General features: G+C 58.2%; 17 protein-coding genes. 13 read left to right on the top strand and 4 right to left on the bottom strand.

What is annotated here, in order from left to right; all coding sequences use genetic code 11:
- Positions 1 to 284 precede the first annotated feature (284 nt).
- The 4 genes from zwf (at position 285) to mdtI (ending at position 3790) form a co-directional block, all read left to right on the top strand.
- On the top strand, positions 285 to 1760 hold the full coding sequence (zwf, locus tag ACJ8PI_RS09650; RefSeq protein WP_033634844.1) for a glucose-6-phosphate dehydrogenase: 1476 nt from the start codon (positions 285 to 287) through the stop codon (positions 1758 to 1760).
- A 154-nt stretch (positions 1761 to 1914) separates the two neighbouring features.
- The gene (locus ACJ8PI_RS09645) at positions 1915 to 2556 is read left to right on the top strand and encodes a bifunctional 4-hydroxy-2-oxoglutarate aldolase/2-dehydro-3-deoxy-phosphogluconate aldolase (protein ID WP_033634842.1); all 642 of its coding nucleotides are present in this window, start codon (positions 1915 to 1917) and stop codon (positions 2554 to 2556) included.
- A gap of 549 nt (positions 2557 to 3105) precedes the next feature.
- Entirely contained in the window at positions 3106 to 3474 is a 369-nt protein-coding gene (mdtJ, locus tag ACJ8PI_RS09640) for a multidrug/spermidine efflux SMR transporter subunit MdtJ (RefSeq protein ID WP_033634840.1), read from the top strand.
- On the top strand, positions 3461 to 3790 hold the full coding sequence (gene mdtI, locus ACJ8PI_RS09635; RefSeq protein ID WP_033634839.1) for a multidrug/spermidine efflux SMR transporter subunit MdtI: 330 nt from the start codon (positions 3461 to 3463) through the stop codon (positions 3788 to 3790). Before mdtJ ends, mdtI begins: the two co-directional genes overlap by 14 nt.
- Positions 3791 to 3852: 62 nt before the next feature.
- On the opposite strand, the gene ACJ8PI_RS09630 is transcribed toward mdtI, so the two are convergent.
- Positions 3853 to 4197 carry a RidA family protein gene (locus ACJ8PI_RS09630; RefSeq protein ID WP_033654399.1) on the bottom strand — a complete coding sequence of 115 codons (345 nt, stop codon included), beginning with the start codon at positions 4195 to 4197 and terminating at the stop codon, positions 3853 to 3855.
- Between the two features lie 133 nt (positions 4198 to 4330).
- Here ACJ8PI_RS09630 and ACJ8PI_RS09625 point away from each other — a divergent pair, with 133 nt between their 5' ends.
- From ACJ8PI_RS09625 to rnd, 5 genes are all read left to right on the top strand, one after another.
- Positions 4331 to 6247: an ATP-dependent DNA helicase gene (locus tag ACJ8PI_RS09625; protein ID WP_049211978.1), complete on the top strand. Its 1917-nt coding sequence runs from the start codon at positions 4331 to 4333 to the stop codon at positions 6245 to 6247.
- Positions 6248 to 6326: 79 nt separating this feature from the next.
- Complete coding sequence (gene tsaB, locus ACJ8PI_RS09620) at positions 6327 to 7028, top strand: tRNA (adenosine(37)-N6)-threonylcarbamoyltransferase complex dimerization subunit type 1 TsaB (RefSeq protein ID WP_033647628.1); 702 nt, start codon at positions 6327 to 6329, stop codon at positions 7026 to 7028.
- Between the two features lie 100 nt (positions 7029 to 7128).
- Entirely contained in the window at positions 7129 to 7719 is a 591-nt protein-coding gene (locus ACJ8PI_RS09615; RefSeq protein WP_049196104.1) for a Slp family lipoprotein, read from the top strand.
- 208 nt (positions 7720 to 7927) lie between these two features.
- On the top strand, positions 7928 to 9616 hold the full coding sequence (fadD, locus tag ACJ8PI_RS09610) for a long-chain-fatty-acid--CoA ligase FadD (RefSeq protein WP_033654397.1): 1689 nt from the start codon (positions 7928 to 7930) through the stop codon (positions 9614 to 9616).
- Between the two features lie 81 nt (positions 9617 to 9697).
- A complete protein-coding gene (gene rnd / locus ACJ8PI_RS09605) occupies positions 9698 to 10819 on the top strand; it encodes a ribonuclease D (protein WP_164134370.1) in 1122 nt (373 codons plus the stop codon).
- A gap of 237 nt (positions 10820 to 11056) precedes the next feature.
- On the opposite strand, the gene minE is transcribed toward rnd, so the two are convergent.
- From minE to minC, 3 genes are read right to left on the bottom strand one after another with little or no spacing between them, the layout of a single operon-like run.
- A complete protein-coding gene (minE, locus tag ACJ8PI_RS09600; RefSeq protein ID WP_004932303.1) occupies positions 11057 to 11326 on the bottom strand; it encodes a cell division topological specificity factor MinE in 270 nt (89 codons plus the stop codon).
- Positions 11327 to 11329: 3 nt separating this feature from the next.
- The gene (gene minD, locus ACJ8PI_RS09595) at positions 11330 to 12142 is read right to left on the bottom strand and encodes a septum site-determining protein MinD (protein ID WP_004932300.1); all 813 of its coding nucleotides are present in this window, start codon (positions 12140 to 12142) and stop codon (positions 11330 to 11332) included.
- A gap of 25 nt (positions 12143 to 12167) precedes the next feature.
- Positions 12168 to 12863, bottom strand: coding sequence for a septum site-determining protein MinC (gene minC, locus ACJ8PI_RS09590; protein ID WP_025303113.1), 696 nt, complete (start codon positions 12861 to 12863; stop codon positions 12168 to 12170).
- 136 nt (positions 12864 to 12999) lie between these two features.
- Here minC and ACJ8PI_RS09585 point away from each other — a divergent pair, with 136 nt between their 5' ends.
- The 4 genes from ACJ8PI_RS09585 to ACJ8PI_RS09570 all read left to right on the top strand — a co-directional run bounded on the left by ACJ8PI_RS09585 (position 13000) and on the right by ACJ8PI_RS09570 (position 15604).
- Complete coding sequence (locus ACJ8PI_RS09585; protein ID WP_033634832.1) at positions 13000 to 13272, top strand: YcgL domain-containing protein; 273 nt, start codon at positions 13000 to 13002, stop codon at positions 13270 to 13272.
- A 28-nt stretch (positions 13273 to 13300) separates the two neighbouring features.
- Positions 13301 to 14323 (top strand): lytic murein transglycosylase, encoded by a 1023-nt coding sequence (locus ACJ8PI_RS09580; RefSeq protein WP_164134371.1) that lies wholly within the window; start codon positions 13301 to 13303, stop codon positions 14321 to 14323.
- 58 nt (positions 14324 to 14381) lie between these two features.
- Positions 14382 to 15038, top strand: a complete 657-nt coding sequence (locus tag ACJ8PI_RS09575; RefSeq protein ID WP_033634830.1) for a fumarylacetoacetate hydrolase family protein — start codon at positions 14382 to 14384, stop codon at positions 15036 to 15038.
- A 119-nt stretch (positions 15039 to 15157) separates the two neighbouring features.
- Positions 15158 to 15604 carry a YcgN family cysteine cluster protein gene (locus ACJ8PI_RS09570; protein ID WP_025159803.1) on the top strand — a complete coding sequence of 149 codons (447 nt, stop codon included), beginning with the start codon at positions 15158 to 15160 and terminating at the stop codon, positions 15602 to 15604.
- Positions 15605 to 15938 lie beyond the last annotated feature (334 nt).

Here is a 15938-nt window from a genome sequence, read left to right as displayed (position 1 = left end):
AATATACTACGTGCTGGTAACCGTTGGCAGTCTCGACAGGGCGTATGCAGGCTTTTTTCACCAGAATATGACCTGTGTCTAACTTTCATAATGGTAACAGAGCGTCAAAAAAGACGAAAAATTACAGTTTTGCCCGGGACGAGGGCGCTGGCGCACATTGGCGCTTTCCACTGGAATATTGAGGTCTTTTTTTCTGCTTCTGCGCTGGGTTTGCTGGCCGTAGTCAAACAGAGTACATTAGTAATGTAAGAAAATTACAAATATCCTGCAACGAGGAGATGAACATGGCGGTAACCTCTACAGCCCAGGCGTGTGACCTGGTTATTTTCGGCGCGAAAGGTGATTTGGCGCGCCGTAAGCTGCTGCCTTCCCTGTACCAGTTAGAGAAAGCCGGACACATCCACCCGGAAACGCGGATCATCGGCGTCGGCCGCGCGGAGTGGGATAAAAAAGCCTATACCGAAGTGGTCAAGGAAGCGCTTGGCACCTTCATGAAGGAAAAACTGGATGACGAACTCTGGGCCACGCTGAGCGCACGCCTGGACTTCTGCAATCTGGACGTCAACGACAGCAAGAACTTTACCAAATTGGGTAAAATGCTGGATCAGAAACACCGCACCACCATCAACTACTTCGCCATGCCGCCAAGCACCTTCGGCGCCATCTGCAAAGGGTTGGGTGAAGCCAAGCTGAACCATGAGCCGGCGCGCGTGGTGATGGAGAAGCCGCTGGGCACCGATCTGGCGTCTTCCCGCGTGATCAACGACCAGGTGGCGGAGTACTTCAACGAATCCCAGGTTTACCGTATCGACCACTATCTCGGTAAAGAGACGGTGCTGAACCTGTTGGCGCTGCGTTTCGCCAACTCGCTGTTCGCATCCAACTGGGATAACCGCACCATCGATTCGGTGCAGATCACCGTGGCGGAAGAGGTGGGCATCGAAGGGCGCTGGGGTTACTTCGACCAGGCCGGCCAGATGCGCGACATGATCCAGAACCACCTGCTGCAGATCCTGACCATGATCGCCATGTCGCCGCCGGCGGATCTGACCACTGACCGTATCCGCGACGAGAAGGTGAAGGTACTGCGTTCGCTGCGCCGCATCGATCAGACCAATGTACGGGAAACCACCGTGCGTGGTCAGTACACCGCCGGTTTCGTCCAGGGCAAGAAAGTGCCGGGTTATCTGGAAGAGGAAGGGGCGAACAAGAGCAGCAGCACCGAAACTTTCGTCTCCATCCGCGTGGATATCGACAACTGGCAGTGGGCCGGGGTGCCGTTCTACCTGCGTACCGGTAAACGTCTGCCGACCAAATGCTCGGAAGTGGTGGTGTACTTCAAAAACCCACCGCTTAACCTGTTCAGCGACTCTTACCAACAGCTGCCGCAGAACAAGCTGACCATCCGCCTGCAGCCGGACGAAGGCATCGAAATTCAGGTGCTGAACAAGGTGCCGGGGCTGGATCATAAGCACCGTCTGCAGACCACCAAGCTGGACCTGAGCTTCTCGGAAACCTTCAACCAGGAGCACGTGGCGGACGCCTACGAGCGCCTGCTGCTGGAGACCATGCGCGGCATTCAGGCGCTGTTTGTGCGCCGCGATGAAGTGGAAGAGGCCTGGAAGTGGGTCGACTCCATCATGGACGCATGGAAAGCCGACAACGAGGCGCCGAAGCCTTATCAGGCGGGCACCTGGGGGCCGGTGGCCTCGGTGGCGATGATCACCCGCGACGGCCGTTCCTGGAACGAGTTCGAGTAATGCGCAATGCCGGCAGCCTGTCTGCCGGCTTTTTTTTGCCTGCGATCTGCACGTGGGCCACATCACTTACGGTACGGCCGGACGTCCGCGCATTTGCGCGGAGCCCTGTGGCAGGGGCGTGCCATTGTTAACCGCGAGTAATGGAGAAATAACGATGAAAAACTGGAAAACCAGCGCCGAGCAGATCCTGACGGCAGGGCCGGTGGTGCCTGTTATCGTGATCAACAAGCTGGAGCAGGCGGTGCCGCTGGCGAAAGCGCTGGTTGCCGGCGGCGTGCGGGTATTGGAGGTGACGCTGCGCACCGCCTGTGGGCTGGAGGCGATCCGCGCTATCGCCAAAGAGGTGCCGGAGGCCATTATCGGCGCCGGTACGGTGATCAATCCGCAGCAGCTGCGGGAGGTGACCGAGGCGGGAGCGCAGTTCGCCATCAGCCCGGGGCTGACCGAAGCCTTGCTGCAGGCGGCGACGGCGGGGCCAATCCCGCTGATCCCGGGCATCAGCACCGTTTCCGAGCTGATGCAGGGCATGGATCACGGCCTGCGCGAGTTCAAATTCTTCCCGGCGGAAGCCAACGGCGGCGTGAAGGCGCTGCAGGCGATCGGCGGCCCGTTCCCGCAGGTGCGTTTTTGCCCGACCGGCGGCATTACGCCGAACAACTACCGCGATTATCTGGCGCTGAACAGCGTACTTTGCATCGGCGGTTCCTGGCTGGTGCCGGCGGACGCGCTCGAAAGCGGCGACTACGCGCGCATCACTGAACTGGCGCGCAGCGCCGTCAGCGGGGCTGCGTTGTAACCCGCGCCGCGTCTGGGGTTGGCGCTTATTTGCGCGCCGCGAGTATCGCAAGGCTCAACGCTCCGTTGAGCTTTTTTAATTTTTATCGTGATTAACGTTCTTATTTTTAAACCGTTTTTTTTCGATTTTTATGAAAACGGCAGTTTGCTTTCTTATTTTGGCTGTGGTAAAAATATCTCAGTCGAAAATTTTAATTTCATGAGGATATTGGGCAAATCGCACGGTGTGCGGCTGATAATAGAGAACGATTATGATGACTATTAACGGAATTACCCTCAGAACCTCTACGTGCCAACTCTTCCTGTCTGCGATCCTTGCCAGTGAGCATCACTGGTGCAGCGAGCTATAGCGTCTTTCTCCCTTAACCGGTGCCGGTAGCGGGCTTTCGCCTTCGCTCTACCGTTCAGCCGGGCAAACATTCTTTTTGCGTTTGGGTCAGTTTATCCCCAGGGATCTCTGCGTCTTGCGCGCCGCAATGCGGCCGTTCGACGAGATAAATCGGGATAAATATGCCTTGGCGCGCGTTATTCGCCGTTTGGGAGAAAAATTATGATTTATTGGATCTTTTTAGGTTTGGCCATCATGACCGAAATCATCGGCACCTTGTCGATGAAATACGCCAGCGTCAATGGCGGCATGATTGGGCACATCGTGATGTACGTGATGATCACCGCGTCTTATGTGTTGCTGTCCGTAGCGGTAAAACGCGTGGCGCTGGGCGTGGCCTATGCGCTGTGGGAAGGCATCGGTATTCTGTTCATTACCCTGTTCAGCGTGCTGTGGTTCGACGAGCCAATCTCGGCGCTGAAGGTGCTGGGTCTGGCTACGCTGATCGCCGGCATCATGCTGGTGAAATCCGGTACCCGCAAAGAGCGAAAACAGGTCAGCCCGCGAGGTAACAACCATGCAACAGTTTGAGTTGTACCACATTGGGTTCCTGGGGCTGGCGATCGTGCTGGAAATCATCGCCAACATCTTCCTGAAGATGTCGGACGGCTTCCGTAAAATTTGGCTGGGGCTGTTGTCGCTGCTGTCGGTGCTCGGCGCGTTCAGCGCCCTGGCGCAGGCGGTGAAGGGCATCGATCTTTCGATCGCTTATGCGCTGTGGGGCGGTTTCGGTATCGCCGCCACCATCGCCGCAGGCTGGATCATGTTCGGCCAGCGGTTGAACGCCAAAGGCTGGATTGGCCTGGCGCTGCTGCTGATGGGGATGGTGATCCTTAAACTGTCCTGATAACGGGCAATAAAAAACCGCAGGCGTTGCCGTCTGCGGTTTTTTTTCGTCTGCGCTCAGGCTTACAGCGCGGCGATGATTTTGATTTCCACCTTGTACTTCGGATTCATCAGCTGCGCCTGCACCGTGCAGCGCACCGGCGCGCTGCCGGCGACCACCCAGGCGTCCCAGGCGGCGTTCATCGCGGCGAAGTCGGTGCTGTTGGCCAGGAAGATGGTGGCGTCCAGAATGCGGCTTTTGTCCGAACCTACGCGCGCCAGCAGCACGTCGATGGCGGCGAGGGCGTTGGCGGTCTGCGCGGTCGCGTCGTCGTCCAGGTTCTCCGGCACGCTGGTGTAGTAAACGGTCTCGTTGTGCACCACGGCTTCGGACCAGCGCTGATCGGGATCAATTCTTTCGATATTCATTTGCTTATCTCCATATCATAGTCCCGCTAAGGGTAGCACAGCCGGTAATGAAAAAGCGCGGCGATAAAGTGGGTGGTAGCCGGGCGGCAGGCTTGGCATAATCACCGCTGAATGACACCGGCAGAGAGACAGCGTGACAGACGATTTTGCAACAGACGGCGCATTGGCGCAGGCTATCAAGGGATTCAAACCGCGTGAGCCGCAGCGGCAGATGGCGCAAGCCGTCACCGAGGCAATCAATTTCAAGCAGGAGCTGGTGGTGGAAGCCGGCACCGGCACCGGCAAAACCTTCGCTTATCTGGCGCCGGCGCTGCGCGCCGATCGCAAAGTGATCATCTCTACCGGTTCGAAAGCGTTGCAGGATCAGCTGTATGCGCGCGATCTGCCCACCGTCGCCAAGGCGTTGAAGTACAAAGGCAAGCTGGCGCTGCTGAAGGGGCGCTCCAATTATCTGTGTCTCGAGCGGTTGGAGCAGCAGTCGATGGCCGGCGGCGAGCTGGCGGGGCAGACGCTGATCGATCTGGTGCAGCTGCGCAAGTGGTCGTCGCAGACCAAAGAGGGCGACATCAGCACCTGCAGCGAAGTGGCGGAAGACAGCTTCGTCTGGCCATTGGTGACCAGCACCAATGACAACTGCCTGGGCAGCGATTGCCCGCTGTATCAGGATTGCTTCGTGGTCAAGGCACGCCGCCGCGCGATGGATGCGGATGTGGTGGTGGTAAACCATCACCTGTTCCTGGCGGATATGGTGGTGAAAGAGGGCGGTTTCGCCGAGCTGATCCCGGAAGCCGAGGTGATGATTTTCGACGAAGCGCACCAAATCCCCGACATCGCCAGCCAGTATTTCGGCCAACAGCTCACCAGCCGCCAACTGTTGGATCTGGCGAAGGACATCACCATCGCCTACCGCACCGAGGTGCGCGACGCCGCTCAACTGCAAAAAAGCGCCGACCGTCTCAGCCTGAGCACGCAAGATTTCCGTCTGAATCTGGGCGAGCCGGGTTTTCGCGGCAATCTGCGTGACGTGCTCGGTGAACCGAACGTGCAGCGCGCTCTGTTGCTGCTCGATGACGCGTTGGAGCTGTGTTATGACGTGATGAAACTGTCGCTGGGGCGTTCGGCGCTGCTGGACGCCGCCTTTGAGCGTGCCACGCTGTACCGCGCGCGCCTCAAGCGGCTGAAGGCGGTGACGGAGCCGGGCTACAGCTATTGGTATGAATGCAACTCGCGCCATTTCGTGCTGGCGCTGACGCCGCTGACGGTAGCCGATCGGTTCCGCGAAATGCTGGACGAGAAGCCGGGCAGTTGGATTTTTACCTCGGCCACGCTGTCGGTCAACGAGCGGTTGGGCCACTTCACCGAACGGCTGGGGCTGACCAAGGCCAAAACGCTGCTGTTGCCGAGCCCGTTCGACTATGCCAAGCAGGCGCTGCTGTGCGTGCCGCGCTTTTTGCCTTCGCCGAATCAGCGCGGCGGAGCGCGCCAGCTGGCGCGCATGCTGCGGCCATTAATTGAAGCCAACAACGGCCGCTGCTTCTTTTTATGCACCTCGCACCAGATGATGCGCGAGCTGGCGGAAGAGTTCCGCGCCACGATGACGTTGCCGGTGCTGTTGCAAGGGGAAACCAGCAAAGGGCAGCTGCTGGCGCAGTTCGTCGCCGCCGGTAACGCGCTGCTGGTGGCGACCAGCAGCTTCTGGGAGGGGGTGGACGTGCGCGGCGATGCGCTGTCGTGCGTGATCATCGATAAGCTGCCGTTCACTTCACCGGACGATCCGCTGCTGAAGGCGCGCATTGAAGATTGCCGCCTGCGCGGCGGCGATCCGTTCAATGACGTGCAACTGCCGGATGCGGTCATCACCCTGAAACAGGGGGTGGGCCGTTTGATCCGCGACACCGACGATCGCGGCGTGCTGGTGATTTGCGATAACCGTCTGGTCATGCGGCCCTACGGCGAGGTGTTCCTCAATAGCCTGCCGCCTACGCCGCGCACCCGCGATTTGAAGCAGGCGATCGCCTTCCTGCAGGCTGCCGACACGTCGGCCACGTGAAAGATGAAGGGCTTACGGGGCTGTGCTACAATGCGCGCCCTGTATGAAAAACCCAGTTTTATTCCCGCCAGAGGTTGGCATGTCCACGCGAATTTTAGCGATCGATACCGCGACGGAAGCCTGTTCCGTCGCCGTCTGGAATCAAGGCGAAATCCACGCCCTGTTTGAGCTGTGCCCACGCGAGCATACGCAACGTATTTTACCTATGGTGCAGCAGGTGCTGGCGGAATCCGGCCTGGCGCTCAACCAGCTCGATGCGCTGGCCTTTGGCCGCGGCCCCGGCAGCTTTACCGGGGTGCGCATCGGCATTGGCATCGCTCAGGGCCTGGCGCTGGGCGCCGATCTGCCGATGCTCGGTATTTCCACGCTGCAAACCATGGCGCAGGGCGCCTGGCGCGTCTGCGGGGCGGAGCGGGTGCTGGCGGCGATAGATGCGCGCATGGGCGAAGTCTACTGGGGGCAGTTCGAACGCCAGGCGGACGGTAGCTGGTTGGAAAGCGAAGGCGAGGCGGTGTTGTCGCCGGCGCAGGCGCTGGAGCGTGCGCAGCGCCTGCAGGGCGAGTGGGCCCACGTCGGCACCGGCTGGCAAACCTATCCCGATCTGGTCAAGGGGTCTACGCTGAGCGTGCGTGACGGGCAGATGCTGTTGCCGCAGGCGCAAGACATGCTGCCGCTGGCGCTGCACGCCTGGCAACAGGGGCTGGCGGTGGCGGTGGAAAACGCCGAGCCGACCTATCTGCGCAATGAAGTCACCTGGAAAAAACTGCCGGGCCGCGAGTAAGCGCGGCCTATTGTGCTGTTGTTGAGGCCGGGCGATGAAAGCCTGCAACTTGAACGATGAAACGCGGTCAAAGTTACAGCCATTTCAGGAGATTGCGACCATGTTAATCCGCACTGCAAGTAAAAAGCTGTCGCTGCTGGCCGTCGCCTGCGGCGCGCTGGTTCTGTCCGGGTGCGTTACCGTACCGGATGCTATCAGAGGTTCCACCCCTTCGCCGGTGACTCAGCTTTCCTCGGTACAAAATGCACCTAATCTGTTTACCGGCGCGGAAGCCCGCTTCGGCGGCACCGTAGTAAACGTCGCCAACGAGCAAGGGCGCACGGTGCTGGAGATCGCGGCGGTGCCGCTCGACAGCGGTGCGCGGCCGATTCTCGGTGAACCGTCGCGCGGCCGCTTGCTGGCCACGGTAAACGGCTTCCTCGAACCGGTTGATTTCAAAGGCCAGTTGGTGACCGTCGTCGGCCCCATTACCGGCCTGAAAGAGGGGCGTATCGGCATGACGCCGTATCGCTTCGTGACGATGAACGTGACCGGTTTCAAACGCTGGCACCTGGTGCAGCAGGTGGTGATGCCGCCTGCGCCAATGGGCCCTTGGGGCTGGCGCGGTGGCCCGTGGGGACCCGGTTGGGGCGCAGGCTATGGTTGGTACAATCCCGGCCCGGCACAGGTGCAAACCATCGTAACCGAGTAGCATACGCTTGATGTGAACACATTTGACAGGGCGGCTCAGGCCGCCCTTTTGCTTTTTGGGATAAGGAATATCCGACAATTAGTGACGTACATCGCAACCTGAATAATGTTTAAAACCTGCACTGGTCTGCTGAGTTAAAATATTGTTATGGTTAGGCTGCGAGTTTGAGGCTGCGATGATAATTAGTAATGATTTCAGGAGTAATACCTTGGATAAGGTCTGGTTAAAACGGTATCCGGCAGATGTGCCCGCAGAGATTGATGCCGATCGCTATTCGTCGTTGATCGAAATGTTTGAGCATGCCGTGCAGCGCTATGCCGATCAGCCCGCCTTTATCAACATGGGCGAGGTGATGACCTTCCGCAAACTGGAAGAGCGCAGCCGGGCTTTCGCGGCTTACCTGCAAAATGAACTGGGCCTGAAGAAGGGCGACCGCGTCGCGCTGATGATGCCTAACCTGTTGCAATACCCCATCGCCCTGTTCGGCATTCTGCGCGCCGGTATGGTGGTGGTTAACGTCAACCCGCTGTATACCCCGCGCGAGCTGGAACACCAGTTGAACGACAGCGGCGCCAGCGCCATCGTCATCGTCTCCAACTTTGCCCATACGTTGGAAAAAGTGGTGTTCAACACTCAGGTCAAGCACGTGATCCTCACGCGCATGGGCGATCAGCTTTCGGCCGCCAAAGGCACGCTGGTCAACTTTGTGGTCAAGTACATTAAGCGCCTGGTGCCTAAATATAACCTGCCGGACGCCATTTCATTCCGCAGCGCGCTGCAGCGCGGACGCCGTCTGCAATATGTAAAGCCGGACATCATTAATACCGATTTGGCCTTCCTGCAATACACCGGCGGCACCACCGGCGTAGCGAAAGGCGCGATGCTGACGCACCGCAACATGCAGGCCAACCTTGAACAGGCCAAAGCCGCCTACTCGCCGCTGTTCCGTGAAGGGCAGGAACTGGTGGTGACGGCGTTGCCGCTGTACCACATTTTCGCGCTGACGGTGAACTGCCTGCTGTTTATCGATCTGGGCGGGCGCAATTTGCTGATCACCAACCCGCGCGATATTCCGGGGCTGGTGAAGGAGCTGGGTAAATACCCGTTCACCGCCATGAGCGGGGTGAATACCTTGTTCAACGCGTTGCTGAACAACGAAGAGTTCCACAAACTCGACTTCTCCACGCTGCGTTTCTCGGTCGGCGGCGGCATGTCGGTGCAAAAAGCGGTGGCCGAGAAGTGGGAGAAAACCACCGGCAAACACCTGCTGGAAGGCTATGGCCTGACGGAGTGCGCGCCGCTGGTGGCCGGCAACCCTTACGATCTGAAACACTACAGCGGCAGCATCGGCTTACCGGTGCCGTCGACGGATATTCGGCTGTTGGACGACAATGGCCAGGATGTGCCGCCGGGAGAACCGGGCGAACTGTGGGTCAAAGGCCCGCAAGTTATGTTAGGCTATTGGCAACGCCCGGAAGCTACCGACGAAGTGCTGAAAGATGGCTGGTTGGCGACCGGTGATGTGGTGACCGTGGACGAGCAGGGGTTTGTGCGCATCGTCGACCGTAAGAAAGACATGATCCTGGTCTCTGGTTTCAACGTTTACCCGAACGAGATCGAGGACGTGGTCAGCCAGCATCCGAAGGTGCTGGAATGTGCGGCGATCGGGGTACCCAGCGAGGTCTCCGGCGAGACGGTGAAGATCTGCGTGGTGAAGAAAGACGCCTCGCTGACCAAGGAAGAGCTGTTGACCCATTGCCGTCGGCACCTGACCGGGTATAAAGTGCCTAAAATTGTTGAGTTCCGCGATGAATTGCCGAAGTCGAACGTCGGCAAGATTTTGCGGCGAGAACTGCGCGATGAGCTAAAAACGCCGAAACCGGCCGATGCCGCCTAGGTTTCGCTCTTGCGCCTGACTATCGACAACGCCGGTGAATGCCGGCGTTGTTGTGTTTGAATCCTACAAGAGAATGATGTTTTGAATTATCAGTTGATCACTACCGATGCCGGATTGCAGCAGGTCTGCGAGCAGGCGAGAAAGCATGCCCAGATTGCGCTGGACACCGAGTTTGTCAGAACGCGCACCTACTATCCGCAGCTGGGCCTGATCCAGCTCTACGACGGTGAACAACTCTCCCTTATCGATCCTCTGCCGATCAAGCAATGGCAGCCGTTTGTCGACCTGCTGGCCGATACCGCCGTGGTGAAGTTCCTGCATGCCGGCAGTGAAGATCTTGAAGTGTTTCTCAACGCCTTTAAAACGCTGCCGACGCCGATGGTCGATACCCAGATCCTGGCGGCGTTTACCGGCCGGCCGCTCTCCTGCGGTTTCGCGACGCTGGTGGCGGAGTATATGAAAGTTGAGCTGGACAAGAGCGAGTCGCGCACCGACTGGCTGGCGCGCCCGCTGACCGAAAGGCAGTGCGTGTACGCAGCCGCCGACGTGTTCTATCTGCTGCCGATGGCTAAACAGCTGGTGCAGGAGACCGAAGAGGCCGGTTGGACCGCGGCGGCCAACAACGAGTGCCTGCTGCTGTGCCAGCGCCGCAGCGAGGCGCTGGCGCCGGAATTGGCCTATCGCGAAATCAGCAATGCCTGGCAGCTGCGCCCGCGTCAGCTCGGTTGTTTGCAGAAGTTGGCGGAATGGCGGCTGCGCCAGGCGCGCGAGCGCGATCTGGCGGTGAACTTCGTGGTGCGTGAGGAAAACCTGTGGCAGGTGGCGCGCTATATGCCGTCTTCGCTGGGAGAACTGGATTCGCTGGGCCTGAGCGGGCCGGAGATCCGTTATCACGGTAAAACGCTGCTGGCGCTGGTGGCGGAGGCCGAAGCGCTGGACGAATCCGAGCTGCCGGCGCCGTTGGCAAACCTGATCGATCAGCCGGGCTACAAGAAGGTGTTCAAAGACATCAAGGCGGCGATCGCTACCGTCAGCGTGCAAAGCGGGTTGAGCAGCGAGCTGCTGGCATCCCGTCGCCAAATTAACCAATTGCTGAACTGGCATTGGCAACTGAAAGACGGCGAAAGTCGCCCTGAATTAATCAGCGGCTGGCGCGGCGATCTATTAATGGCACCGCTGCAGGACATCCTGAAAGATTATTAATCGCTGATTATCACCAGGGCAGGGTAGGGAAACTCTGCTCGGGTGAATATAGGCAGGAAATAATGCGTTGAAGGTAAATCTGGCCAGAATTTACTTTAAACGAGGCGGCGGCAAAGTTAATTGGGAATAGTCCCAAAGGGAAAAATCGCTTTTTTGCTGCCGATAAAGCTTAATAACTGGATGCACATACAGTTACCCCCTGCATAAAATATACAGGGGGTAATTAATGCGTCGCAATCATTTAGCTGCTTCTTCCGATTCCGGTAATGTCACGTTAAGTTCAAGTACCGAAATATCGTCCCCTTTCTGCTCGAACTGCACGTGCAGCATTTCAGGATCGATCTGAATGTATTTGCAAATAACCGCCAGAATATCGCGTTTCAGATCAGGCAGATACGGGGGCTCACTGTCCCCGCGACGACGCTCTGCGACGATAATCTGCAGCCGTTCCTTGGCTATATTGGCTGTCTGTTTTTTGCGGGACAGAAAGAAGTCTAATAAGGCCATGGTTTATCCCCCAAAAAGGCGTTTCAGGAAACCCTTCTTCTCTTCTTCAATGAAGCGGAATGGGCGTTCTTCCCCCAACAAGCGGCAAACGGTATCGTCGTACGCCTTACCGGCGTCTGACTCGGCATCCAGAATGACAGGCTCACCCTGGTTGGAAGCGCGCAGCACGGACTGGTCTTCCGGGATCACACCCACCAGTGGAATGCGCAGGATTTCCAGCACGTCTTCCATGCTCAGCATGTCGCCACGGCTGACGCGACCCGGGTTGTAACGGGTCAGCAGCAGGTGTTCCTTGATGGGCGACTCGCCTTTCTCGGCGCGGCGTGACTTGGAGGAGAGGATGCCCAGGATACGGTCGGAGTCGCGTACCGAAGACACTTCCGGGTTGGTGGTGATGATAGCTTCGTCGGCGAAATACAGCGCCATCAGCGCACCGGTTTCGATACCGGCCGGTGAATCGCACACCACGAAGTCAAAATCCATCTCGCCGAGATCGTTGAGAACTTTTTCAACGCCTTCGCGGGTCAACGCGTCTTTGTCGCGCGTCTGCGAAGCAGGCAGGATATAGAGGTTTTCAGTGCGTTTGTCTTTGATCAACGCCTGATTCAGCGTGGCATCGCCCTGAATCACGTTCACGAAATCATACACTACCCGACGTTCGCAGCCCATGATCAGGTCAAGATTACGCAGGCCGATATCGAAATCGATCACGACGGTTTTCTTGCCTTTCTGGGCCAGGCCGGTAGCGATGGCCGCGCTCGAAGTGGTCTTGCCAACGCCCCCTTTACCCGATGTAACAACAATAATGCGTGCCATGAAATGGATTCCTTGTCAAAAGGGCTTAATTTAAAGGTTGTATGGTTAAAGCGTTATCCAACAGGCTGAGTCGTACGGCCTGCCCGACGTAATCGGACGGGATTTGGTCGCTCAACCAGTACTGCCCTGCGATAGAGACTAGCTCAGCCGCCAGGTGGGTGCAAAAAATCTGACATTGCGTGTCGCCTGACGCGCCTGCCAGTGCGCGACCGCGCATCATGCCGTAGACATGAATGTTGCCGTCGGCAATCAGTTCGGCGCCGGCGCTGACGCTGCTGGTCACGATAAGATCGCAGTTGCGGGCGTAAATCTGTTGGCCGGAACGGACAGGCGTGCTGATGATGCGCGTTTTGGCGGGGGCGTTATCCGCCACCACGGGCGCAGGTGCAGGCTCCGGCGCCGCCATTTTCTGGCCTTTGCCTTCGCTCAGCAGCGGCAGCCCGGCGCGGGCTATCGCGCGCTTTTGACGCTCATCTCTGCAACCGCTGATACCCACAACGCGCAGACCTGCTGCCGCGACAGCCTGTTGAAGTTCTTTCCAGTTCGCATCGCCTTCCAGCGTTGCGACGTTGATAACAACAGGGGCGTTTTTCAGAAAAGCGGGCGCTTGCTCAACTTTTTCCTGTAACGCCTGACGTATTACCTCGGGCTGCGAATTATGCAAATGAACAACCGATAGGGTAAAACTGCTGCCTTTTAGCTCAATTGGCGATTGTGACATCTATCCTGACTCAGTCTCAGCAACTTTAAATCCCCGGAATACCACTCGGGGTGCGATATTCCGATGTACTATAAGCATGTTATAGTCAGAGTTATATCCAGGCAAGACGCTCCCTCAATTAAATAGAGTTAAAAAAATGCTTTGTGTGATCTATAGAAGCCCGAAACGCGATCAAACTTATCTTTATGTCGAAAAAAAAGACGATTTCTCTCGTGTGCCAGAGGATCTGATGAAAAGTTTCGGCGTGCCGCAATTCGCCATGATGCTTTCGCTCGATGAGCGCAAGAAATTGGCCTCGGCGGATATCGAAAAGGTGAAGCAGGCGTTGAAAGACGAAGGCTATTACCTGCAGTTCCCGCCGCCGGTTGAAAACCTGCTCAATCAGCATCTGGCGGGCGACAAGGCCTGAGATAGTCGCCACGGGCAAGGGAGGCGCGATGACACGTTCGGCGAGAAGAACCGTATTGGCCGCCTGGCTGGCGCTGGGCGGTGTGCTGATGCCCGGCGCGCCGCAGGCGGCTCAGGAGACGACGCTGGCGGCGAGCGGCCGCGATCCGGCGCAGTTCCCGGCGTATGTCGAGCAGCTCAAGCGCCGGGCGCGGGAGCAGGGCATCAGCCAGGGCACCCTTGACCGCGCTTTTGCGCAAATCCATTTCGTCGATCGGGTGATCAAGGCCGATCGCAATCAGCCGGAGCAAAAGGTCACCCTGGACGACTACCTGCGGCGGGTGATGTCGCCCGTTAAGGTGCGTCAAGGGCGCGAACTGTATCGGCAGCGCCAGGCGCAATGGGCGCGCGCCAGCGAGCGCTACCGGGTGCCGGGGCGCTATATCATTGCGCTGTGGGGCATGGAGAGCGCCTACGGCAAGATTCAGGGGCAGGAAGATGTGGTGTCCGCGCTGGCGACGCTGGCGTTTGAAGGGCGCCGCGAGGCCTTTTTCAGCCAGGAGCTGATGGCGGCACTGCGGATAGTCGAGCAGGGGCACGTCGGCGATACGCCGCTGAAAGGCTCCTGGGCCGGCGCGATGGGGCAATGCCAGTTTATGCCGAGCTCCTTCTTGCGCTACGCGGCGGACGGCGACGGTGACGGGCGCATCGATATCTGGAATAACATTGATGACGTCTTTGCGTCTACGGCCAGTTATTTGTCCAAAGAGGGCTGGCAGCCCGGTATCGGCTGGGGGCGCGAGGTTAAACTGCCCGCCGGTTTCAAGCGATCCGAGCTGGGGTTGAAAGACGCGCAGGCGCGCAGCGTCAACGCCTGGCAACAGCGCGGGGTGCGTCGTGCGGATGGCAGTGCATTGCCGCATGCCGTCCAGCGCGGTTGGATCATCGCGCCGGATGATCTCCAGGGGCGGACGTTCCTGGTCTATGATAATTTCCGCACCCTCATGCACTGGAATCGCTCTTACTATTTCGCCATCGCCGTGGGTATGATGGCGGACGCGATCGGGCATTGAACCGGCACACCAATAATCGGCTTGGCGCGCCAAGCCTCCACAGTTTGGGAGAAGCGGTATGTATCAACATAGAGACTGGCAGGGTTCGCTGCTCGATTTTCCGGTGAACAAGGTGGTTTGTGTCGGCAGCAACTACGCCGATCACATCAAGGAAATGGGCAGTGCGGTTTCCGTCGAGCCGGTGGTGTTCATCAAACCGGAAACGGCGCTGTGCGATATTCGCCAGCCGGTGGCTATCCCCAAAGAGTTCGGTGCGGTGCACCATGAGGTGGAGCTGGCGGTATTGATCGGCACGCCGTTGAAACAGGCCAACGAAGACCGCGTTGCGCGGGCGATCGCCGGCTACGGCGTGGCGCTCGATCTGACGCTGCGCGATCTGCAGGCGGGTTTTAAAAAGGCCGGTCAGCCGTGGGAGAAGGCCAAGGCTTTCGACGGTTCCTGCCCGATGTCGGGGTTTATCCCGGTGGCGGAATTTGGCGATCCGCAAAACGCCGAGCTGTCATTGACCGTCAACGATCAACTGCGCCAGCAGGGCAATACGCGTGACATGATCACGCCGATCCTGCCGCTTATCAGTTACATGAGCCGTTTCTTCACGCTGCGCGCCGGCGACATCATCCTGACCGGCACGCCGCAGGGCGTAGGCCCGATGGCCTCCGGCGACATGCTGAAAATCAGCCTGAACGGCAAAATGCTCAGCACCCGCGTGATCTGATCTCTCGCCGCCGGCGCCGTCGGCGGCAAAGCTTGCATCTTGCGGCTAAAATGTCTATATAGTCCCCCCTCGAACCTGTGCGCAGGTGACTTATCCATTTACCGAAACCGGACGCTAACATGTCACAACTCGCTTTTTGGCAACAGAAAACGCTGGCGGAAATGTCAGAACAAGAGTGGGAATCGCTGTGCGACGGGTGCGGGCAATGCTGTTTGAATAAGCTGATCGACGAAGATACCGACGAGATTTATTTTACCAACGTAGCCTGCAACCAGCTCAACATCAAATCCTGCCAATGCCGCAACTACGAGCGGCGCTTCGAGCTGGAAGAAGACTGCATCAAACTGACGCGCGAGAACCTCACCACCTTCGATTGGTTGCCGCCGACCTGCGCCTATCGCCTGATCGGCGAAGGCAAGCCGCTGTTCCCCTGGCATCCGCTGCTGAGCGGCTCCAAGGCGGCGATGCACGGCGAGCGCATCACGGTACGGCATATCGCGGTGCGCGAGAGCGAAGTGGTGGACTGGCAGGACCATATCCTCAACAAGCCGGACTGGGCCAGATAAAGGCGGGCGCCTGCAGGGCAAAATGGGGCTTCATGCAAGAGGGCGGCGTGTTCAGACATGCCGCCCTCTTGCATTATTTAATCATTGGCGTGCGAATGGCGTTGACGCTCTAGGCCGGACAGAGGGAAATTTCAACATTTGATTCAAGGATGATAGGGGCTTGCGTAATAGGAGGTAGGGGGAAAAAAGCCCCTGCAAAGATGAGGGGCAAGACACACAACAACACCAGGGAAATCGGTAGTACTCACTTTGCCGATACTATAAGGATTTTATGGGTAAACTTCACCAAAATATTGTGCTCTGAATGTGACAAAGGTGCAGTCGTTCATTAGTA

The organism is Serratia sp. CY82433 (assembly GCF_052166535.1).
GTDB lineage: Bacteria > Pseudomonadota > Gammaproteobacteria > Enterobacterales > Enterobacteriaceae > Serratia > Serratia sarumanii.
This window is presented reverse-complemented; position numbering and strand designations above follow the sequence as displayed.